16 protein-coding genes are annotated in these 21,381 nt (G+C 71.7%); 2 read left to right on the plus strand and 14 right to left on the minus strand.

The window, feature by feature from the left end:
• Positions 1-75: 75 nt before the first annotated feature.
• From pstA to mshD, 7 genes are all read right to left on the minus strand, one after another.
• Positions 76-1,155 carry a phosphate ABC transporter permease PstA gene (gene pstA / locus AC0KTA_RS20000; protein ID WP_481049579.1) on the minus strand — a complete coding sequence of 360 codons (1,080 nt, stop codon included), beginning with the start codon at positions 1,153-1,155 and terminating at the stop codon, positions 76-78.
• The gene (pstC, locus tag AC0KTA_RS20005) at positions 1,152-2,177 is read right to left on the minus strand and encodes a phosphate ABC transporter permease subunit PstC (protein ID WP_481049580.1); all 1,026 of its coding nucleotides are present in this window, start codon (positions 2,175-2,177) and stop codon (positions 1,152-1,154) included. The genes pstA and pstC overlap by 4 nt, the downstream gene beginning before the upstream one ends.
• A 103-nt stretch (positions 2,178-2,280) precedes the next feature.
• Positions 2,281-3,405: a phosphate ABC transporter substrate-binding protein PstS gene (pstS, locus tag AC0KTA_RS20010; RefSeq protein ID WP_481049581.1), complete on the minus strand. Its 1,125-nt coding sequence runs from the start codon at positions 3,403-3,405 to the stop codon at positions 2,281-2,283.
• 415 nt (positions 3,406-3,820) lie between these two features.
• On the minus strand, positions 3,821-4,249 hold the full coding sequence (locus AC0KTA_RS20015; protein WP_481049582.1) for an NUDIX hydrolase: 429 nt from the start codon (positions 4,247-4,249) through the stop codon (positions 3,821-3,823).
• Positions 4,246-5,685, minus strand: coding sequence for a CHAD domain-containing protein (locus AC0KTA_RS20020; protein WP_481049583.1), 1,440 nt, complete (start codon positions 5,683-5,685; stop codon positions 4,246-4,248). The genes AC0KTA_RS20015 and AC0KTA_RS20020 overlap by 4 nt, the downstream gene beginning before the upstream one ends.
• Positions 5,666-8,071: an RNA degradosome polyphosphate kinase gene (locus tag AC0KTA_RS20025; RefSeq protein WP_481049584.1), complete on the minus strand. Its 2,406-nt coding sequence runs from the start codon at positions 8,069-8,071 to the stop codon at positions 5,666-5,668. The genes AC0KTA_RS20020 and AC0KTA_RS20025 overlap by 20 nt, the downstream gene beginning before the upstream one ends.
• Positions 8,072-8,181: 110 nt before the next feature.
• On the minus strand, positions 8,182-9,126 hold the full coding sequence (mshD, locus tag AC0KTA_RS20030; protein WP_481049585.1) for a mycothiol synthase: 945 nt from the start codon (positions 9,124-9,126) through the stop codon (positions 8,182-8,184).
• Between the two features lie 207 nt (positions 9,127-9,333).
• Between mshD and AC0KTA_RS20035 the strand changes: the two genes are divergently transcribed.
• A complete protein-coding gene (locus AC0KTA_RS20035; protein WP_481049586.1) occupies positions 9,334-11,169 on the plus strand; it encodes a bifunctional metallophosphatase/5'-nucleotidase in 1,836 nt (611 codons plus the stop codon).
• Between the two features lie 53 nt (positions 11,170-11,222).
• Complete coding sequence (locus tag AC0KTA_RS20040; protein WP_481049587.1) at positions 11,223-12,443, plus strand: LmeA family phospholipid-binding protein; 1,221 nt, start codon at positions 11,223-11,225, stop codon at positions 12,441-12,443.
• A 57-nt stretch (positions 12,444-12,500) separates the two neighbouring features.
• Here the strand turns inward: AC0KTA_RS20040 and abc-f are convergent, their stop codons facing one another.
• From abc-f to AC0KTA_RS20075, 7 genes are all read right to left on the minus strand, one after another.
• The gene (abc-f, locus tag AC0KTA_RS20045) at positions 12,501-14,135 is read right to left on the minus strand and encodes a ribosomal protection-like ABC-F family protein (protein WP_481049588.1); all 1,635 of its coding nucleotides are present in this window, start codon (positions 14,133-14,135) and stop codon (positions 12,501-12,503) included.
• Between the two features lie 153 nt (positions 14,136-14,288).
• A complete protein-coding gene (locus AC0KTA_RS20050) occupies positions 14,289-15,710 on the minus strand; it encodes a sensor histidine kinase (RefSeq protein ID WP_481049589.1) in 1,422 nt (473 codons plus the stop codon).
• Positions 15,707-16,474 carry a response regulator transcription factor gene (locus AC0KTA_RS20055; protein WP_481049590.1) on the minus strand — a complete coding sequence of 256 codons (768 nt, stop codon included), beginning with the start codon at positions 16,472-16,474 and terminating at the stop codon, positions 15,707-15,709. Before AC0KTA_RS20055 ends, AC0KTA_RS20050 begins: the two co-directional genes overlap by 4 nt.
• Positions 16,475-16,887: 413 nt before the next feature.
• Positions 16,888-17,895: a S1C family serine protease gene (locus AC0KTA_RS20060; RefSeq protein ID WP_481049591.1), complete on the minus strand. Its 1,008-nt coding sequence runs from the start codon at positions 17,893-17,895 to the stop codon at positions 16,888-16,890.
• A gap of 149 nt (positions 17,896-18,044) precedes the next feature.
• A complete protein-coding gene (locus AC0KTA_RS20065) occupies positions 18,045-18,704 on the minus strand; it encodes a TetR/AcrR family transcriptional regulator (protein ID WP_481049592.1) in 660 nt (219 codons plus the stop codon).
• A 49-nt stretch (positions 18,705-18,753) separates the two neighbouring features.
• Positions 18,754-20,166, minus strand: coding sequence for a M14 family zinc carboxypeptidase (locus AC0KTA_RS20070; RefSeq protein WP_481049593.1), 1,413 nt, complete (start codon positions 20,164-20,166; stop codon positions 18,754-18,756).
• Positions 20,167-20,341: 175 nt separating this feature from the next.
• Positions 20,342-21,367, minus strand: coding sequence for a LacI family DNA-binding transcriptional regulator (locus AC0KTA_RS20075; RefSeq protein ID WP_481049594.1), 1,026 nt, complete (start codon positions 21,365-21,367; stop codon positions 20,342-20,344).
• Between the last annotated feature and the right edge of the window lie 14 nt (positions 21,368-21,381).

Raw genomic sequence — 21,381 nt, forward strand, 5'->3', positions numbered from 1 at the left:
ACTGCTTCTTTCGAGATGGGCGTACTGCCGTCGGTCGCTGTTTGGCCCCACTCGGCGGAGCCGAATGATGTCGCCTTAGCGACCGGTCTTCGGGGCCTTCCAGCGGGCGATGCCGCGGGCCACGAGATTGAGGATCATGATGAACGCGATCAGGGCCAGGGCCGCCGCCCAGGCACGGTCGTAACCGGCCTGGTTGCCCGACTGGTACTGCTGGTAGATGTACAGCGGCAGCGAGCCCTGGGCACCGTCGAACGGGTTCGTGTTGATGAAGGGCGTCGTCCAGACCAGGAGCAGGACGGGCGCGGTCTCACCGGCGATACGGGCGATGGCCAGCATGACGCCGGTCGTGATGCCGCCGATCGCGGTGGGCAGGACCACCTTCAGGATGGTGCGCCACTTCGGTACGCCGAGCGCGAGCGATGCCTCGCGCAGCTCGTTCGGGACGAGCTTCAGCATCTCCTCGGTGGAGCGCACGACCACCGGCATCATCAGGATCGACAGCGCCATGGCGCCGGCCAGGCCGGAGAAGTCGAAGCCCAGGATCAGGATCCAGAAGCTGAGGACGAACAGACCCGCGACGATCGACGGGATGCCCGTCATGACGTCGACGAAGAACGTGACCGCCTTGGCGAGCTTGCCGCGCCCGTACTCGACGAGGTAGATCGCGGTGAGCAGGCCGATCGGCACGGCGATCAGGCAGGCGAGGCCGACCTGCTGCAGGGTGCCGATGATGGCGTGGTAGATGCCGCCGCCGGCCTCGTCGTCCGCGACGACGCCCATGGAGTGGGTCAGGAAGTAGCCGTCGAAGACCTTCGAGCCACGCTTGACCGTCTCGAAGATCAGGGAGGCCAGCGGGACGACGGCGAGCAGGAACATCACCCACACCACCGAGGTGGCGAGGCGGTCCTTGGCCTGGCGGCCGCCCTCGACGGTCGCCGAGAGGACGTACGAGACGGCGACGAACAGGATCGCCGCGATCAGGCCCCACTGGATGCGGGAGTCCAGACCCGCGGCGAGGCCGATGCCGCAGCCCACGGCCAGCGAGCCGAGCGCGATGACGTACGGCGACCAGCGGGGCAGGCGTGCGGCCTTGAGGTCCGAGGGGGCGGGCTTGCCGCCGGGCGTGCCGGTCGGCTTCATGGTGGTGATGCTCATGCGTTGGCCCCCGAGTACTCCTTGCGGCGCGCGATGATCAGGCGGGCCGCGCCGTTGACCAGCAGCGTGATGATGAAGAGCACCAGGCCGGAGGCGATGAGCGCATCCCGGCCGTACTCGTCGGCCTCGCCGAACTTGCTGGCGATGTTCTGCGCGAAGGTGCCGCCGCCGTAGTCGAGCACGGACGCGTTGATGACGAAGCTCGGGGAGAGCACGGTGGCGACGGCGATCGTCTCGCCGAGCGCGCGGCCGAGGCCGAGCATCGAGGCGGAGATGATGCCGGAGCGGCCGAAGGGGAGCACCGACATGCGGATGACTTCCCAGCGCGTGGCGCCGAGCGCGAGCGCGGCCTCTTCGTTGAACTTCGGGACCTGGAGGAAGACCTCGCGGGTCACGTTGGTGATGATCGGCAGGATCATGATCGCGAGCAGGATGCCGACGGTCATCAGGGAGCGCGGGGCGCCGCCCTGGTACTCGAAGATGCCGGTCCAGCCGAAGTAGTCGTCGAGCCAGCTGTACAGGCCGGTCAGATGGGGGGCGACCACGATGGCGCCCCACAGGCCGTACACGATCGAGGGCACGGCGGCCAGCAGGTCGATCACGTACGCGATGGGAGCGGCGAGCCGGCGGGGCGCGTAGTGCGAGATGAACAGCGCGATGCCGACGGCCACGGGCACGGCGATCACGAGCGCGATGATCGAGCTCACGATGGTGCCGAAGACCAGGACGGCGATGCCGAAGTAGGGCTTGCCGCCCGTCGTGATGCCGGCGGGGTCCCACTCGAAGGTGGTGAAGAAGTTGCCGGTGTTGTCCGAGAGGGCGACGGACGTGCGGTAGGCCAGGAAGGCCGCTACGGCGGCCATGATCGCCAGGAGCGCGAGGCCGGAACCGCGGGAGAGACCGAGGAAGACCCGGTCACCCGGGCGGGTGGCGCCGCGGGCGGCGCGCTTCTGCTCGGCGGTCGTGGGCCTGTCGTCCTGGACGGGGGATGGCTGGGGCGGTGTGTCGGTAGGTATATCCATGGGGTTCTCCGGTCTGCGGAGCCGCCTGCCCGAGGGGGCGGTGGCTCCTGGCGGCGGTGCACCGGACGGCGCGGCCCGCCGGGGTGGCGGGCCGCACTCTTGGTCAGCTCAGGGTCTTGATGGTGTCGCGGACCTTGGTGTTGATCTCGGCGGGGATGGGGGCGTAGCTCTCGTCCTTCAGGAGGGCCTGGCCGTCCTCGCTCGCGATGTAGGTCAGGAAGGACTTGGTGGTGGCCAGGGTGTCGGCCTTGTTGCCCTTCTCGCAGACGATCTCGTACGTCACCAGGGTGATCGGGTACGCGCCCTCGGCGGTCGGCTTGTAGTTCAGCTCAAGGGCGAGGTCCTTGCCCTTGCCGACCGTCTTGGCCTCGGCGATCGCCTTGGAGGCGTTGTCGACCGTGGCCTTGACCGGCTCCTTGGCGCCCGTCTTCAGGTCGACGGTCTTGATGCCTTCCTTGGCGTACGACAGCTCCATGTACGAGATGGCGCCGGCCGTCTGCTTCACCTGCTGGGCGACACCGGAGGAGCCCTGCGCGGACTGGCCGCCCTTGGCCTCCCAGCTCTTGCCGGTCTCGTGCGGCCAGGCGTCCGGGGCGGCGCCCTTCAGGTACTTGGTGAAGTTGTCCGTGGTGCCGGACTCGTCCGAGCGGTGGAAGGCCTGGATCTTGGTGCCGGGGAGCTTGGCGTCCGGGTTGAGCTTCTGGATCGCCTTGTCGTCCCAGGTCTTGATCTTGTCGTTGAAGATGTCGGCGAGGGTCTTGGCGTCCAGGACCAGGCTGTCGACGCCCGGGACGTTGTAACCGACGGCAATGGGGCCGCCGACCATCGGCAGGTCGATGGCCTGGCTGGACTTGCAGACCTTCTTCGACTTCTCGATCTCGTCGGGCTTCAGGGCCGAGTCGGAGCCGGCGAAGGCGGTCTGGCCCTGCAGGAACGCGGTGATGCCCGCGCCGGAGCCGTCCGCCTTGTAGTTCAGCTGTACGTCCTTGCAGGCGGCGCGGTACTGCGCGACCCAGGCGTCGATGGCGTTCTTCTGCGCCGTCGAGCCGGAGGCCATGAGCTGGCCCTTGGCGCCGTCGCAGTCGATGTTGCTGGCGGCGTTGGACTTCTTGCCGCCGTCGCCGCTGTCACCCGTGTCATCCGAGCCGCACGCCGTGAGGGCCAGGGCGCCGGAGACGGCGAGAGCACCGAGGGTGAGGGCCCGCCGGTTCTTGCGCTGAAGCTTCACTTTCGGGAGTTCCTTCCGGGAGCCGCCGGACTGGGGCGGCGTGCGAGGTTTTTCGAGTGGCCATGGGTGGCCGTGGGCCGATCACGTACTGCCCGGGCGGTCTGGGCGAGCGCGCCACGCAGCACGTAAGGCTGAAATTAGGCAGAAGAGGTGAAGCGGCCGATGGCCGTAAATGAACGCGCGGTGAACCTACGCGGACTTTGTGGTTAGGTCACGGTCGGATTACGTCGAGCGCGGGCGCAAAGGGCCAAGTCGCCCGTCGGTCGGGCCGCCCGGGAAGGGGCTGTGGTGGCTCGATGTAGTCGATCGAGTCTCGATCGCGTTCCCGCAGTCTCCGTCTCCGTCTCCGTCTCCGGTCTGCGGCGCGCTCCCGGTGCGGGCACGTCCGTTCTGTCAGGTCCGTTCCGTCAGGTCCTCAGGCGTCTTCGGCCGGGTGGAGCGTGGTGAGGAGGGTGTCGAGGAGTTCGCGATCGCGAGGCTGGGTGAGGCGGGCGCGGGCCTCGGCCGGGGGGAGCCAGCGGAGGCGGTCGACCTCGTGGGTCGGGGTGAAGTGGCCGTGGGTGGCCTCGGCCGCCCAGTACTGGACCTCTTTGGGGCGGCCGCCCGCCTGGTAGCGGGCCGTGGGCAGGCGCGGGCCCGGCACGCAGTGGTGGCCCGTTTCCTCCGCCACCTCGCGTACGGCGGCGGTCAGCGGGTCCTCGCCGGGCTTCAGCTTTCCCTTTGGATGCGACCAGTCGTCCCACTTGGGCCGGTGGACCAGGCATATCTCCAGGGCGCCCGTGACCGGCGAGTGGCGCCACAGGACGCAGCCCGCGGCGCGGATCAGGTCCGGGGCGCCGGTCATGGCGCCGTGACCGCCTCGCGCAGCCAGGCCCGCTGGAAGGCGAAACGTGCCGCCTCCACCTCGTGGCGCTGGTCGGCGTGGAGCACGCCGAGGGCGTACGCGGTGGCCGGGGCGATGCGCGGCGTGCGGGCCGCCGATGCCGCCGCGGCGGCGGCGTCCGCTGCCTCGCGGTGCAGGTCCAGGGCCTGGCCCGCCTGGATGAGGCGGGGGTCCAGGGGGGCGTCGCCGAGCAGCACCTCCTGGGCGTAGCGGTGCAGGCGCAGCAGGGAGCGGACCTTCAGCCAGGGGGCGTCCTGGGCCTCCGGGGCCGTGTCCGCCGCCAGGCCGTGGACCAGGGCCTCCGCGTTGTACGGGTGGCCCGCGCGGACCAGGGGGAGGGCGGCGATCGCGTCCGCGAGCTGGGCCTCGGCCGCCGCGGCCAGCGGTTTCAGGTCCGCCTCGTGGGTGGGGCGGAGGGGGACCTCGCTGGCCAGTACGGCGACGTTGTCCGCCACCGCGTGGAAGCGGGAGGAGCCGAAGGCCTGGAGGGCGGCGGAGTGGGCCCGGGTGCGGGCCAGGGTGAGCTGGCGCTCGAGCAGCGCGGCGGCCTTGGCGGCGCCCACGGCCAGGGGGCCCGTCGCTTTCTTGGCCGGGCCCGCCTGGGCCGCCGCCCCCGGGGCTTGCGCCGGGAGCGAGCCTTGGCTGGCGCCTACATTCTCGGCACCGTGGGCCTGGGGCTGTGCCCACCCGTTCCGCCCTGCGGAACGCCTGCCCACAGCGGTAGCCGGGTCGGCTGTGGCTGCGGGCGGGATCTGTCCGGCGGAACGCCTGCCCACAGCGGTAGCGGCGGAGTCGGGTGCCTGCCCGCCGGGGTGCCTGCCCGCAGCGGTAGCCGGGTCGCCTGTGGCTGCGGGTGGGATCCGGCCTGCGGGGTGCCTGCCCGCAGCGGTTGCGGCAGGACCGGGTGCCTGCCCGGCGGGGTGGCCGCCTGCGGTGGTGGAGGGGTCCGGTGCGGATGTGGATGAAGGGTGGGTGGGTGGGGGATATCCGCCGCGGAGCGGCGGGGTTGATGGGGTCGGCAGGGATGCCGAGGTGGCCGGTGCCGGGGCCGTCGTCGGGGGTGGGGACGACAAGCGGTGCAGGGCGCCCAACAGCCGTTCAAGCCGCGCGGCGTAGGCGTGTTCGCGGGCCAGCGTGCCCGACAGCCAGGCCAGTTCGGGGCGGAGGGACTCCGTCCAGTCGGGGTCGAGCAGCGGCCGGAAGGTGTGCAGCGAGGCGCCGATGCGGCGGGACGCGCGCCGCAGGGAGCGGGCCGCCGCCAGGGACTCCTCGGCCCCCTGCGCGTCCGTCGAGGACTCGCGGTGCAGCCGCAGCGAGCGGAGGAAGTCGGTCGCCTGGTCCTGCAGGTAGACCGACAGGGCCTCGCCCGCCGTCATCTCATGGTGTTGCTGTGCCACGCCGGCGCCTCCGGGCGTCTATGAGCATCTCCTGTACGTTCCGCAGGGGCTGGCCGTCCGGGTCCGTGGCGTGCCGCGTCCAGTTGCCGTCCGCCCCCAGGTGCCACGAGGCCGTGGTGTCCGACATGCCGGTGTCCAGGAGCCGGTTCAGGGTCGCCCGGTGCGCCGGGGACATCACCCTGACCAGTGCCTCGATACGGCGGTCGAGATTGCGGTGCATCATGTCGGCGCTGCCGATCCACACCTCCGGCTCGCCCCCGTTGCCGAAGGCGAAGATCCGGGAGTGCTCCAGGAAGCGCCCGAGCACGGAACGTACGCGTATGTTCTCCGACAGACCCGCGACGCCCGGCCGCACCGCGCAGATCCCGCGCACCCACACGTCCACCGTCACGCCGGCCTGCGAGGCGCGGTACAGCGCGTCGATGACGGCCTCGTCCACGATCGAGTTGACCTTGATGCGGACGTAGGCGGGGCGGCCCGCGCGGTGGTGCTGTATCTCCCGGTTGATGCGGGTGATCAGGCCGTCGCGCAGGGACTTGGGGGCCACGAGCAGGCGCCGGTAGGTCTCGCGCCGCGAGTAGCCCGAAAGCCGGTTGAAGAGGTCCGAGAGGTCCGCGCCGACTTCCTGGTTGGCGGTGAGCAGCCCCAGGTCCTCGTACAGGCGGGCGGTCTTGGGGTGGTAGTTGCCGGTGCCCACGTGCGAGTACCGGACGAGGTTGTCGCCCTCCTGGCGGACCACGAGCGACAGCTTGCAGTGCGTCTTCAGACCGACCAGGCCGTACACGACATGGCAGCCGGCCTCCTCCAGCTTGCGCGCCCACTTGATGTTGGCCTGCTCGTCGAAGCGGGCCTTCAGCTCGACGAGCACGAGCACCTGCTTGCCGGACTCGGCGGCGTCGATCAGCGCGTCCACTATGGGCGAGTCGCCCGAAGTGCGGTACAGCGTCTGCTTGATGGCGAGGACGTTCTCGTCGGCGGCGGCCTGCTCCAGGAAGGCCTGCACGGACGTGGAGAACGAGTCGTACGGGTGGTGCAGGAGCACGTCGTGGTCGCCGCGCAGCGCCGCGAAGATGTCGGGCGCCTGCGCCGACTCGACCTCCGCGAGGTCGCGGTGGGTGCCCGCCACGAACTTCGGGTACTTCAGCTCGGGCCGGTCCAGGCCCGCGATGGCGAAGAGGCCGGTGAGGTCGAGCGGCCCCGGCAGCGGGTGCACCTCCGACTCGCCGATCTTCAGCTCCCGCATCAGCAGGTTGAGGATCTGCCGGTCGATGGACTCCTCGACCTCCAGGCGCACCGGCGGCCCGAAGCGGCGCCGCATCAGCTCCTTCTCCAGCGCCTTGAGGAGGTTCTCGGCGTCGTCCTCCTCGACCTCCAGGTCCTCGTTCCTGGTGAGCCGGAACATGTGGTGCTGCTTGATGTTCATGCCCGGGAACAGTTCCTGGAGGTGCTTGGGCGCGGCGATGACGTCCTCGATGGGGACGTACCGCTGCGGGGAGGCCTCCAGGAAGCGGGAGAGCAGCGGCGGCACCTTCACGCGCGCGAAGTGCTCATGGCCGGTGACCGGGTTCTCGATCACCACCGCGAGGTTCAGGGACAGGCCCGAGATGTACGGGAAGGGGTGCGCGGGGTCGACGGCCAGCGGGGTGAGGACCGGGAAGATCCGGTGCATGAAGAGGGTGTAGAGCCGGGACTGCTCCTTGTCGGTGAGCTCGTGCCAGCGCACCACGTGGATGCCCTCGTCGGCCAGCGCCGGGGCGATCTCTTCCTGGTAGCAGGCGGCGTGCCGGGCCATGAGCTCGCGCGAGCGGTTCCAGATCAGCTCCAGGACCTCGCGGGGCTGGAGCCCGGAGGCCGATCGGGTGGCGACGCCGGTCGCGATGCGGCGCTTCAGTCCCGCCACCCGGACCATGAAGAACTCGTCCAGGTTCGAGGCGAAGATCGCCAGGAAGTTCGCCCGCTCCAGGAGCGGGGTGTTCGGGTCCTCGGCGAGCTCCAGGACGCGTTCGTTGAAGGCGAGCCAGCTCCGCTCCCGGTCCAGGAAGCGGCCCTGCGGCAGCTCGGCGCCGCCGTACCCCGCCTGGGCGTCCTCGTCGTACCCGTCCATCTCGGAGTCCAGGTCCGGGTCCAGGTCGGAGACGGTGGCCGCGATGGTGTGCGGCCGGTGCGCGGCGAGGGTGCCGACGGACGGCTGCGCGTGCCGCACCCCGGCGGCGGCGCGGTCGTCGGCGTGCTGGTTTTCGGACTGCGCGGTGGGCTCGCTCATGGACCTATTCTTCCGCGCGGTACCCCATCCGGGCGCGCCGGAGACCTCGGGCGCGAGACGGACCTGGCCGTTCGCGCGCGCTCCGTCGTCCGGGGCGGGCTCGGGCACGGTGGGGGGCTGCATTGCCTGAGCTTCGCAAGGCTGTCTGAATCAATGGTTACGCCGACATGACGCCTGGGGGGTCGCATAGGAACCCCCAGGCGACTCCCCTCGGGTGTGGTGCAGCCCTGCCCCTACGACTCCGTGCGGTACATCAGGTCCGTCTCGTACGTCACGAAACCGAGCCGCTCGTACACGCCGACCGCCGCCTTGTTGTCCGCGTCGACGTACAGCATCGCCGTCGGCAGCCCGGCCGCCGCGAGGTGGCGCAGGCCCACGGTGGTGAGCGCCTTGCCGAGCCCGCCGCCCTGCGCGCCCGGCCGCACCCCGAGGACGTACACCTCACCGAGCCCCTCCGCCGCGTGCACCTTCGTCCAGTGGAAGCCGACGAGCTCGGCGCCGCCGCTCTCCGTCACGCGCTCGGCGAGGAAGAAGCCGGCCGGGTCGAACCACGGCTCCGCCTTGCGGTCGTCGAGGTCGCGCTGGGTCAGGGAGCCCTGCTCGGGGTGGTGGGCGAACGCCTCCGCGTTCACCGCGAGCCAGGCGGCGTCGTCCTCGCCGGGCACGAAGGTACGTACGCGGACACCCTCCGGAAGCACCGGCTCGGGCAGGTCCAGGTCCGCCAACGGGCGCCGCATCTGGCGCAGTTCGCGGAACAGGGTCAGGCCGAGCACCTGGGCGAGGTGGCGCGCCGCGGAGTGCCCGCCGTGCGCCCACACGCGCAGGCGGCGCCCGGACTCGGCGAGCAGCGCGCTGCCGAGCGCGCGGCCGTGCCCGTGGCCGCGGTGCGCGGGGTGCACGACCAGCTCGGCGGCCGGGGCCTCGATCGGGTCGGTGTCCTCCAGCTGCGCGTATCCGATGAGTTCGGGGCCGACGGTAAGAAGGAGATGACGTACGCCCGCCCGTGCCCCGCCGCGCAGTTGCAGTCGTCCCTGCTCGGACACGGCCTGCTGGCCGTCGGTACGGGCGGCATCGGCGAGGAGCCCGAGCACGGCATTGGCCTGACCGGCCGGGAGCTCGTCGACGGTGTCGATCTGGCGGAGGGGGGCGGGGGTCCCTGCGGGCTGCTCGTCAGTCATGGGTAGAGCCTACGGCGGCGGCTGGGGCGGCAATATAAAGCCTGTCCGGCGATTGAGGACGAGCGCGCAGCGCGATGAACCTCAGCCGAAGCGCTCCCGCAGACGAATGGCAACCAGCCTGTAACCAGGAACCCTCTGTTGCGCTACGCGCGTTGACCCTAGGCTTCCCGACGGCCCAAGTCGTCCGCAACGCCCCCGGGGGGATTCGTGTCCGCCACACCCAAGCATCGAAGGCCCAGGCGCCGAGCCAGTCGCGTCCTCGCCGTCGCGGCGGGCCTCGCCACCGTCGGCGCGCTCGCCGCCGCGCTGCCCGCGAACGCGGGCCAGGACGGGCGGGGCGGGGCGTCCGCCAAGGACAAGAAGCGCACCGTCGACGTGCAGCTGCTGTCCTTCAACGACTTCCACGGCAACCTCCAGCCGCCCGCCGGGTCCTCCGGCCAGGTCACCGAGAAGCAGCACGACGGGACCGAGAAGAAGATCGACGCGGGCGGCGCGGAGTACCTCGCGACCTCGCTGCGCACGGCCCGCAAGAACCACCCGTACTCCATCACCGCCGCGGCCGGCGACCTGATCGGCGGCAGTCCGCTGCTGTCCGGGCTCTTCCACGACGAGCCGACCGTCGAGGCGCTGAACAAGATGGACCTCGACGTCACCAGCGTGGGCAACCACGAGTTCGACGAGGGCGCCAAGGAACTGGCGCGCATCCAGAACGGCGGCTGTCACCCCAAGGACGGCTGCTACGAGAAGGACAAGCACGGCAAGCCCAAGAAGTTCAAGGGCGCCGACTATCCGTATCTGGCCGCGAACGTCACGGACGAGAAGTCCGGCAAGCCCATCCTCAAGCCCTACTGGGTGTGGAAGCACAAGGGCGTGAAGGTCGGCTTCATCGGTGTGACGCTCGAAGGCACCCCCGACATCGTCTCCGCCGACGGCATCAAGGGCCTGAAGTTCCACGACGAGATCAAGACGGTCAACAAGTACGCGAAGATCCTCGACAAGCAGGGCGTGAAGTCCATCGTCACGCTGATCCACGAGGGCGGCTCCCCGGCGAGCCAGGCGTACAACTACGACTGCGACTCCCCGGGCGCGGGCGACGGCATCTCCGGCCCCATCACCGGCATCGCCAAGGGCATCACGCCCAAGGTCGACGCGATCGTCACGGGCCACACCCATCAGGCGTACGTCTGCACCATCCCGGACCCCTCGGGCAAGCCGCGCATGGTCACCTCGGCGTCCTCGTACGGCAAGCTCTACACGGACACCACGCTGACGTACGACCGCAGGACCAAGGACATCGTCCGCACCAGCGTGAAGTCGGCGAACCACGTCGTCAGCCGTACGCAGCCCAAGGCCGCCGACATGACGCGCCTCATCGGGCGCTGGGACAAGCTGGCCGCGCCGATCGCCAGCAAGCCGGTCGGCTATATCTCCGGCGACATCCCCGGTCGCGGCGCCACCTCGCCCGAGTCCCCGCTCGGCGACCTCATCGCCGACGCGCAGCTCGCGCATGCCAAGTCCCTGGACGGCAAGGCCGACCTGGCTCTGATGAACCCGGGCGGGATCCGCTCCGACCTCGTCCACAAGGCGAGCGGCAGCGAGGGCGACGGGGTCGTGACGTACGGCGAGGCGTTCACCGTGCAGCCGTTCAGCAACACCGTGAACCTCGTCGACCTCACCGGCGCGCAGCTCCTGACCGCGCTGCGGCAGCAGGTCAGCGGCCCGAACGAGGCCTCGCCGAAGATCCTCCAGGTGTCCGAAGGCCTCACCTACACGCTGGACATGACGAAGACCGGCGCCGACCGGATCGTCGCCGACTCCGTGAAGCTGAACGGCAAGGCGCTGGACCCGGGCGCCACCTACCGCGTCGCCCTGAACTCCTTCCTCGCGGGCGGCGGCGACGGCTTCGCCGAGCTGGGCAAGGGCACGAAGCCGCTGGTCGGCGGCGACGACCTGAAGGCGCTCAACGACTACTTCGCCGCCAACTCCTCGGCGGACAAGCCGATCGCGCCGCCGAAGGCGGACCGCATTACCGTTGTGAAGTAGCTCTCCGGCGAACAAGCTTGGGGTGGGGTGTGAACGTATGGTGAGATCGCTTGATGCGTTCCCCCCACCGCATGGCCGTTTCTGATCCGTCCGAAGAGATATCCCCCCACAATCCGTACGAAGAGCTCGCCGCCCTCGCGCCCAGCCCCCTGGAGGACTTCCTCGAGGAGGACCCCGACGACGCGACCGCGGCCGAGACTCCGTGGGCGCCGCCCAACCACCGGCGCGGCAGCCGCAGGCGCCGCAACCGGTTCGCCGGGCTCCCGCTGGCCGTGAAGGCCGTCGTCGCCCTCGCCGTGGCCGCCGCGTTCCTGGTCCTCGTCGACCGCTGGGCCCTGCTCTACGCCGAGCACGAGGCCGCCGACAAGCTCAAGGACCAGCTCGACCTGAGCGCGGCGCCCGAGGTCGACATCGAGGGCTTCCCCTTCCTCACGCAGGTCTTCGACCAGCGCCTTGACGAGGTGAAGGTGACCGTCCCCGATGTCGCCGCCGACCGCGTCTCGCTCGCCAAGGTCTCCGCGACCGCGACGGACGTGACCATGAAGGGCGACGGGCCCACCTCCCTGCACGGCGCGGTCATCGGCCAGATGCGCGGCGAGGTGTTGCTCTCCTTCGACGACCTCAACCGTGAGCTGGGCGCCTCCCAGGTCACGTTCACCGGCCACGGCCGCGACAAGGTCTACGCCCGCGGCACCCTGCCCGTCGCCGGGCACGACCTGAAGGTCCGCGCCGACGCCCGCATCGAGCGCAACGGCGACCGCGGCGTCGCCACCGACATCGACCGGATGCGCCTGGACATCGGCGACATGGCGACGTACCGCCCTGGCGCGCGGGAGTCCGAAGGGCTGCACCTCAGCCGCGAGGGCGCCCGCCGCGTGGCCGACGAATCGACCAAGGCGAAGGCCCTGCTCGCGGTGCCCGCGATCGCCCAACGGCTCGGCGTGCCGGACGCGGCGGCGCGCGAGGCGCTGCGCAGCGACGCCAGGCTCAACGACGTCACCGGCTCACCGAAGTTCGTCGACGACGTGATGCGGCTGAACCTGATCGACGTGGCGATGGGCCACCCCGCCCTCCTGAAGAAGCTGGGCCTGGACCCGGCCCTGCTCAAGGGCCTCGACGACCTCACCCGGCCCGTCCTCGTCGACCGTCTGTCGCTGGCCTTCCAGCTGCCGAAGCTGCCGGGCGAGGGCGCCATGCGGCTGCGGGACGTGACGGTGGAGAAGGACGGGATCCGGGTGGGGATCGAGGGGTACGGGATCGGGTTCGGGAAGTAGGCCCGGGAAGTAGGGCTCCGGGGGCGAAGTAGGGCTCCAGGGGGGCGTCGGGCGGCCTCACACGGCGGACCGGCCGGGCAGGTCCAGGACCGGCCCCGGGAACGCCGCCCGCAGCCGTCTGTCGTGCGTCACGACGACCAGCGTGCCGGCGTACGTCGCGAGCGCCGCCTCCAGGTCCTCGACCAGGGAGGGCGCGAGGTGGTTGGTCGGCTCGTCCAGGAGGAGCAGGTCGTACGGGCGCGTGACCAGGCGGGCCAGTTCGAGGCGGCGGCGCTGTCCCGTGGACAGGGCGCCCACCGGTCGGCGCAGGTCCTCCGCCCGGAACAGGCCGAGGGCGAGCAGCTCGTCGGCCCGGTCCGCGCCGAAGGCGGCGAGCAGCGAACGCGCGCCCTCCGCGCGGGACAACGGCGCCGCCACCTGCCGCAGCAGCCCGACCCGGGCGGGGCCGCGCACCGTGGCACCCGGCTCCGGCGCGAGCTCGCCCGCGAGGACCCGGAGCAGCGTGGACTTGCCCGCGCCGTTGGGACCGGTCACGAGCAGGCGGCCCCCGGCCGGGACGTGCAGGGCGTCGAGCGCGAGCCGCCCCGGTACGCGCACGTCCGCGAGATCGACCGCGCACCGGGCCGCTCCCTCGACGCCTGCCGTGAAGCGCAGGGGCTCCGGCGGCGCGGGCACGGGGTTCTCGCTCAGGCGCGTGAGGCGCTCGCGGGCATTGCGGATCCGGCTCATCGCGCCGTGCGCCCGGGACCGGGCCCGGAAGGCGCCCGCGCCGCTGAAGGCCGCCGGGGCCTTGCGGGGGATCGCGTCGAGGCGTCCGACGGCGGAGTCGGCGAGCCGTGACTGCCGGGCCACTTCGGCGCGCCACTCCTCGTACTCCCGCTCGTGCCGGGCCCGTTCGGCGGCCTTGGCCGTCAGATAGCCCGCGTAGCCGTCGCCGTAACGCCGTACAGAACGAGTGACATGGTCGACCTCCAGGATGGTGTCGGTGACGCGGTCGAGGAACATCCGGTCGTGGGTGACGGCGACGAGGGTGCCGCGGTGGGCGCGCAGCCGCTCCTCCAGCCAGGCCACGGCCTCGTCGTCGAGGTCGTTGGTCGGCTCGTCGAGGAGCAGCAGCTCGGGCGCGGAGGCGAGGGTCGCGGCGAGGGCGAGCCGGGACCGCTGCCCTCCGGAGAGGGTGCCGAGCCGCCGTGAACGGTCGAGTCCGGTGGGCTCGCCCAGGTGCCGCAGGGCGATGTCGACGCGGCGGTCCGCGCCGTAGCCGCCGCGCGCCTCGAACCGCGCGACGAGCGCGGCGTAGGCGTCGTACGCGTCCGGGCCCGCGCCGTCCAGGGCCGATCCCGCCGCGTGGATGCGCCGCTCCAGGGACCGCAGTTCGGCGAGCGCGAGGTCGACGACGTCGCCCACGCGTGCGCTGTCCGGCAGGTCCAGGGTCTGGGCGAGATGCCCGGTGCCGCCCGGGGCGACGACGGTGACGGTGCCGTTGTCGGGCCGCTCGCGCCCGGCGAGCAGCCGCAGCAGCGTGGACTTGCCCGAGCCGTTGTCCCCGATGACGCCGGCCTTCTCGCCCGGCCGGACGGCGAGGCGGACGCGGTCGAGGACGAGGTGGTCGGCGTAGCGCTTGGTGACGTCGGTGAGGGTGAGCTGCGAGGTGACGGTACGGGGGGCGGGTGCTGCTGGGGCACGGAACAAGTGGGGCTTCTTTCGCAGGGGGCGGGTGAGTGATCCACAGGCGAGACGTATCGTCTCGCCAGCGGAACGACCTCACCGTAGCCCCTCTCGCACACTTACGCAAGACGCAGCGTCTCGTTGGCGTCGAGGATCCGCGGATTCGCGCCCGGCGCCTCAGGGCGTCGCGGGCGGCGGCGTCCCCGCCCCCGGCAGCCGTACCGTCACCACCGTGCCCCCGCCGTCCGCGGGCCCGAGCGCGACCTCGCCGCCCGCGTGCCGGACCGTGCGCGCCACGATGGACAGGCCGAGCCCGGAACCGGGCAGGCCCCGGGCCGCCGGTGAGCGCCAGAACCGGTCGAAGACGTGCGGGAGTTCGTCCTCGGGGATGCCGGGCCCATGGTCCCGTACCGTCAACTCCCCACCCTTCAGGCCGACTTCGATGGCCGACCGCGCCGGGCCGAACTTCACCGCGTTGTCGAGAATGTTCACGATCGCCCGTTCCAGGGCCGCGGGTTCCGCGCGTACGTACCAGGGGTGGAGGTCGGCGTCGAAGGTCAGCTCGGGCCCGCGGAGCCGGGCCCGCTCCAGGGCCGCGTCCACGACGTCGTGCAGCGCGACCACCTGCACCTTGCCGCCCGACTGGGCCGCGTCCGGCCGGGACAGCTCCTGCAAGTCGCCAATCAGGGAGGCCAGTTCGGTCATCTGGGCCTTCACGGAGGCGAGCAGGGCCCTGCGGTCGTCGGGCGGGATGGCACGCCCGGTCTCGTCGCTGCGGGCGAGGAGTTCGATGTTGGTCCGCAGCGAGGTCAGCGGCGTACGCAGCTCATGCCCCGCGTCCGCGATGAGCTGCTGCTGGAGGTCGCGCGAGGAGGCGAGGGCGGAGGTCATCGCGTTGAAGGACCGGGACAGGCGGGCGATCTCGTCGTCGCTGTCGTCGTCGGTGGGCAGGCGCAGGTTCAGGTCCTCGGTGCGGGCGACGTGCTCGACGGCGGCGGTGAGCTCGTCGACGGGGCGCAGGCCGGTGCGGGCCACCCAGAGGCCGGCGGCACCGGCGCCGAGGACGCCTACGCCGGCTACTGCGGAGAGGACGAGGACGAGGTTGCTGAGGGTGTCCTGGACCTCGCTGAGAGGGCGGGCGACGGAGACGGCGTAGGAGGAGCCCGGCAAGGGGTAGGTGAAGACGCGGTATTCGTCCCCATTGGCCGCGGTCGCGTCGTGGAAGGACTCCGAGACCTCGCGCCGCGCGACCGCCGTGTCCGACTCCTTGAGCTTGATCTCCTGCTTGCCGAGGATGATGCAGCTGCCGCCGGTCTGGTCGACCACCTGGACCGTCTGCTTGTACAGGTCGGGCCGGTCGCTGCCCGAGATGACCGAGTGCCGGCACCGACCAGTGCTGTCCACCTGGCTGTTGACGAAGTCGTAGGGCACATTGGTGTCGCGCAACGCGTCGTCCAGCGAGCTCACCAGCACGTTCCGTACGACGAACCAGCACGCCACCGCCGCGGCCGCGACGGCGACGGCGACCGCCGTGGCGACGAGCAGGGCGAGCCGGGAGCGCAGCGGGAGCGCGCGGAAGCGGCGGACGACCCGGTTCACGCGCCGCCGCCGGGGCCCGAGGCGTCGGCGCGCAACACGTACCCCACCCCCCGCACCGTGTGCACGAGGCGCGGCTCGCCGCCCGCCTCCGTCTTGCGGCGCAGATACATGACGTACACGTCGAGGGAGTTGGAGGACGGCTCGAAGTCGAAGCCCCACACGGACTTCAGGATCTGCTCGCGGGTGAGGACCTGGCGCGGATGCGCGAGGAACATTTCAAGGAGCGTGAACTCGGTACGGGTCAGCTCGACCGTGCGCGCCCCGCGCGTCACCTCGCGCGTCGCCAGGTCCATGCGCAGGTCCGCGAAGGCCAGCGTGTCGCCCTCCGTCGCCTGCCCGGCGGCGGTCGCGTACGAGCTGCGGCGCAGCAGGGCGCGGATGCGGGCGAAGAGCTCGTCCAGCTCGAAGGGCTTGACCAGGTAGTCGTCGGCGCCGGCGTCGAGTCCCGTCACGCGGTCGCCGACGGTGTCGCGCGCCGTCAGCATCAGGATCGGCGTGGTCGATCCGGTGGCGCGCAGCCTGCGGGCGGCCGTGAGGCCGTCCATGCGGGGCATCTGGATGTCGAGTACGACCAGGTCGGGGTGGTGGGCCGCGGCCTTCTCCAGCGCGTCGGCGCCGTCCACGGCGACGTCTGTGGCGTAGCCCTCGAAGGCGAGGCTGCGCTGCAGGGCCTCGCGTACGGCGGGTTCGTCGTCGACGATCAGGATGCGCTGTTGAGTTTGCGAATGTTCGCGGTGCTCACGGTCGCCTTCGGCGGGGCTCATGGGTTTCTCTTCGGCTCTCTGCTGCGGTGCGGACGGGGCGCCTTTCAGCGTCGCATGGGCGGGGGGTGTGTGCCGCTGCGCGGTGCTCTCCCCACTGTGTCCATTAGCGCGCTCCGCGCGCGGGCGCCCCTTCCCGAAACCGGGGGCTCCGCCCCCGGACCCCCGTATCGGCCTGAACGGCCTCGTCCTCAAACGCCGGACGGGCTTTTCCCCACCCACCCGCCCTTACTACCTGCCGGAACAGCCCGCCCCGGGCACATCTCAGCCCGTCCGGCGTTTGAGGACGAGCCGCGAAGCGGCGATCGGCGGCGGCCCGTCCCACCCGCCCGGGACACCCACCCTGCTGGGGTCCAGGGGGCGCAGCGCCCCTGGTTTCGGGAAGGGGTGGGACTGGGGAAAGCCCCGCAGGGCTCTCAGCCAGTAGCCCCCGCCCGCAGCTTCGCCAGATCCCCCTTGACCGTGTTGATCGGGATGGCGAACCCGAGCCCCACACTCCCGGAGCCCGACGCGCCAGCGGACTCCGCCGAACTCGGCGAGTACATAGCGGAGTTGATCCCGACAATGTTCCCGTCCATGTCGATGAGCGCACCCCCGGAGTTCCCGGGATTGAGCGAAGCGTCGGTCTGCAACGCCTTGTACGTTGTCTTGGAAGACCCGGTGTCACCGTTGAACTGCTCCCCGCCGAACTCGAACGGCCACCCGCCCCCGGGCCCCTGCCCGTCACCACCCTGCCCCTGCCCCTGCCCCCGCCCGGGATCCGCGGACACGGTCACGTCCCGGTCGAGCGCGGAGATGATGCCGCTGGTGACGGTCCCGGTCAGCCCCTCGGGCGACCCGATGGCGACGACCTCCTGCCCGACCTGCACGTCGTCGGAGTCCCCGAGGCTCGCGGCCTTCAGCCCGGACGCGCCCTCCAGCTTGATCAGCGCGAGATCCTTCTTGCTGTCCGTACCGACGGTCTTCGCCTGGTACGACTTGCCGTCGCTGGTCCGGACCGTGATCTCGGTGGCGCCGGAGACGACGTGGTTGTTGGTGACGATCTCGCCGTCGGAGGTGACGATCACGCCGGAGCCGGTGGACTTGCCGGCGCCGGTGGTGGCGTTGATCTCGACGATGCTCGGCGAGACGGCGGCGGCGACACCGGCGACGGTGCCCTTGCTGCCGGTGGAGACGCTGGTCCCGTTGACGTTCTTCGCGCCGCCGCTGCCGTTGTCGTCGCCGGTCAGCGTCTGTACGGCGTACGCGGTGCCGCCGCCGACGGCCGCGGCGGCGAGAGCGACGGCGGCCAGCAGGGCGACGGGACCGCGGGCGCGGCGGCCCGACCGGTGCGGGCCCGGCATCGGCATCGGTGTCGGCATCGGCGTCGGGGCCTGGGCGGGCGGAGGCGGGTACTCGCCGTTCTGGCGGAAGGGTTCTGTCATGTCCCCGAGCGTCGTCCCCGTACATGAGAGCGGCCTGAGCCCGCCCTGAGAAGCTCGCCAAAACGGCGTTCGCCCCAAATAAGGGTGCTGAACCCGAAAGCGTCAGGAGCGTCGGCCCCGCCCCAAGCCCTCAGCCCCGCGCTAACCCCTCAGCCCCGCACCAAGCCCTCCAGCGCCGCCACCGCGTCAGTCGCGTACGACAAGGTCACCGCCCCGGGCGCCCGCGCCACCCGCTGCGCGAGGCCCGCCGCCAAGGCGTGCGCGGCCGGGGCCAGGCGGGCGGCCTGCTCGGGCGTCGTACGGACGGGGCCGGACGGACCGGACGGACCAAACGGACCGGACGGGCCAGACGGGACGGACGGACCGTCGACCGCGCGGCCCGTGAACAGGCGCTCCAGCAGCCCCGCCACCTCCGCCGCATGGCCGTCGAGCGTCCGCGCCAGCTCCTCGTCGCGCAACGCGACCACCGCCGCCTCCAGCTCGAAGGCGAACCACCGCGGCGCCCGCGGATCCGCGGCGAACCCGTGCATGACCCCGGCGAACGCCCGCAACGCGTCCCGCAGGGACAAGCCCTCGTCGTCGAGCAGAGCCGTGAGCCGGTCGCGGAGCCGCAGGGTGAGGCGTTCGACGGCGGCGAGGAGGAGTCCCCGCTTGCTCCCGAAGATGGAGTACACGGCTCCCGTGGTGAGACCGGCCCGCTCGGCGATGTCCTCCAGGCGGGCGGCCTGGTAGCCGCGCGCCGCCATCTCGGCGACGGCCGCGTCGATGAGCGCGTCCCGGTTCTGCTCCCGACGCTCGCCCCGCTTCATTCGCGTAATTCCCGTACCCGTCAACGCCCTTGCTCCTTCTCCGTACCCGTCAACGTCCCTGCTCCTTGTCCGACGTGAGCCGCTCCGATGTGATGAGCCGCGCCACCGTCAGCAGCGCCGCCCCCAGTTGCAGACCCACGAGCTGCCGTAGCCCGAACGGCTCGGCGCGCAGCTCCCGTTCGGCCTGCGCGCACCAGTCGTCGAAGAGGGCGTCGGCCCTCCTCGCGACGGCGCGCAGCGCCGGGGCCACATTGCCCGCGGCGGCCTCGGCCGCGAGCTGGCGCCGCAGCAGTCCGGCGCCGCGCAGCCGCAGCATGTGCGTGACGCTCCCCGCGGAGAACTGCTCGGCGACGGTCGCGCCCCGCCCTTCGACGGCGGCCGCCACCGCGTCGTCGGCGTCGGCGAACGCCCGGCTGGTCGCAAGGGAGTCGGCGACGGCCGCCCGGAACGGCGTCGGTACGACGAGGTGCGGCAGCGCCCTGTCGTACACCTCGCCCAACACCCCCGCGTCGTCCCGGAGCCGGCCCGCGGCGGCGCGCAGCACATCGGCGTACGCCTGCCCTGTCGGGGAGGTGTCGTCCGCGCGCGGGTCGTGCCAGAGCGGCGCGTCGGTGATCAGGGTCGTGGTGCCGTGCCGCCTGGCGTAGTGCGTGCTGGAGCCGCCGCCACGGGCCTGGCCGCCGTCCGGGGCTTCGCCGTCGCCACGGGCCCCGCCGCCCTCCCGGGCGTGGGCGCCGTGGAGTTCCTCGGCGGGCGGCATGAGGTAGACGGCAGGACCGGCCTCGGGCCAGCCGAGGGTGTCGACGGGTCCGAGCGACAGCGGCACGCCCTGGCTTGCCGCGATCTTCGCCAGGTCCTCGGCGAGGCCCGGCACCGGGTCGCTGAGGACGTAGAAGACCCCGCCGAAGTCGGCGTTGTGCAGGGAGTACTGGAAGTCGGGGCGCAGCTCGTCGATGACGCGGGCGAGCGCCTGGGTCTCGGGCAGCATCCGGTCGAAGTACGCGCGCTCGTCGAGGACGGGGAAGGTCCACTCGGGCTGGTCGGCGAAGGCGGGCCGGTACAGGCGGGAGTGGTAGTTGCGGATCGTATAGGGACCGGCGAACCAGCCCTCGTTCAGGCGGGCGCCGTCAGGGTCGACGCAGGGCATGAAGTGCCAGGTGAAGCCGGAGCGCAGCTCCTCGTGGCGGGCGATGAGCCGGGCGAGGTGGCGGACGGTGAGCAGGCCGATGGGCTCGTTCGGGTGCGGGCCGCCGACGATCAGGGCGTTGCGCGGCCCGTGGCCGACGGACAACAGGCGCAGCGGCTCGCCGAGCCGGGAGCTGCCGACGCGGCGTATCCGGCAGACGTCGGGCCGCTCCCGCGCGAGCCGCTCGACGGAGTCGTGCAGCTCGTCGACCGTGCAGAATCGCTCGATCTCCGGCAGCTCGGCGAGGTACTCGGTGATGTCCAAGTCCAAGTCCATGTCCACGTCCTGTCCATCCTGTTCCCTCGGATCTGACCCCTCAGATAATTTTCGTTACGAGAATAATTGAGATTACGGAACGTGGACAGGGCTCCGCCCCGCCGGCCCCCACAACAACCGGACGCGACAACCGGCCGCGACAACAGAAGATCGTGGGCCCGGGGCCCCGGAGGTGTCAGCCGCCGCAGCCGCAGGACTGGCGCACGACGAGCCGCGAAGGAAACACCCGCAGCCGCTCCCGCCGCGACCCGGCCACCCGCAGCCCGTCGTCCAGGACCAGGTCGACCGCCGCGCGCGCCATCGCCGGGCGGTCGGAGGCGACCGTGGTGAGGGGCGGGTCGGTGAGCCCGGCCTCCTTGACGTCGTCGAAGCCGGCGACGGCCAGCTCCCCGGGCACGTCGATGCGCAGCTCCCGCGCCGCCCGCAGGATGCCGATGGCCTGGTCGTCGGTGGAGCAGAAGATCGCGGTGGGGCGGTCGGGGGCGGAGAGGAAGCCGAGGGCGAGCTGGTAGGCGTCGTAGCGGTTGTACGGGGCCTCGAAGAGGCGGCCCTCCACCGAGCGCCCGGCCTCGCGCATCGCGCGGCGCCAGCCCTCGACGTGATCGGAGACGGGGTCGCCGACGGTCGGGGTCTCGGCCGTGCCGCCGACGCAGGCGACGTACTCATGGCCGTGTTCGAGGAGGTGCCGGGTGGCGAGCTGGGCGCCGCCCACGTCGTCGGTGACGACGGCGACGTCGTCGATGGCCTCGGGCCGCTCGTGCAGCAGCACCACGCGCGCGTCCCAGGCGTCGATCTCGGCGGCGGCCTGGTCGGTCAGGCCGTGGCTGACCAGGATCAGACCGGAGACCCGCATGCCGAGGAAGGCACGCAGATAGTGCGTCTCACGTTCCTCGACGTAGTCGGAGTTGCCGACGAGCACCATCTTTCCGCGCTCGGACGCGGCCTGTTCGACGGCGTGCGTCATCTCCGCGAAGAACGGCTGGCGCGCGTCCGGCACGATCATGCCTATGAGGTCCGTGCGCCGCGACGCCATGGCCTGGGCGACCCGGTCCGGGCGGTACCCCAGCTCCTTGATCGCGGCGAGTACGCGCTCGCGCGTGGCCGGGGCGACCGGCCGGGGTCCGTTGTTGATGACGTAGCTCACGACCGCGGTCGAAGTACCCGCCAGTCGCGCCACATCGTCCCGCGTCACCTTGGCCACGCGCGCAGTCTACG

The sequence above is a fragment of the Streptomyces sp. Y309 genome, from assembly GCF_056712025.1.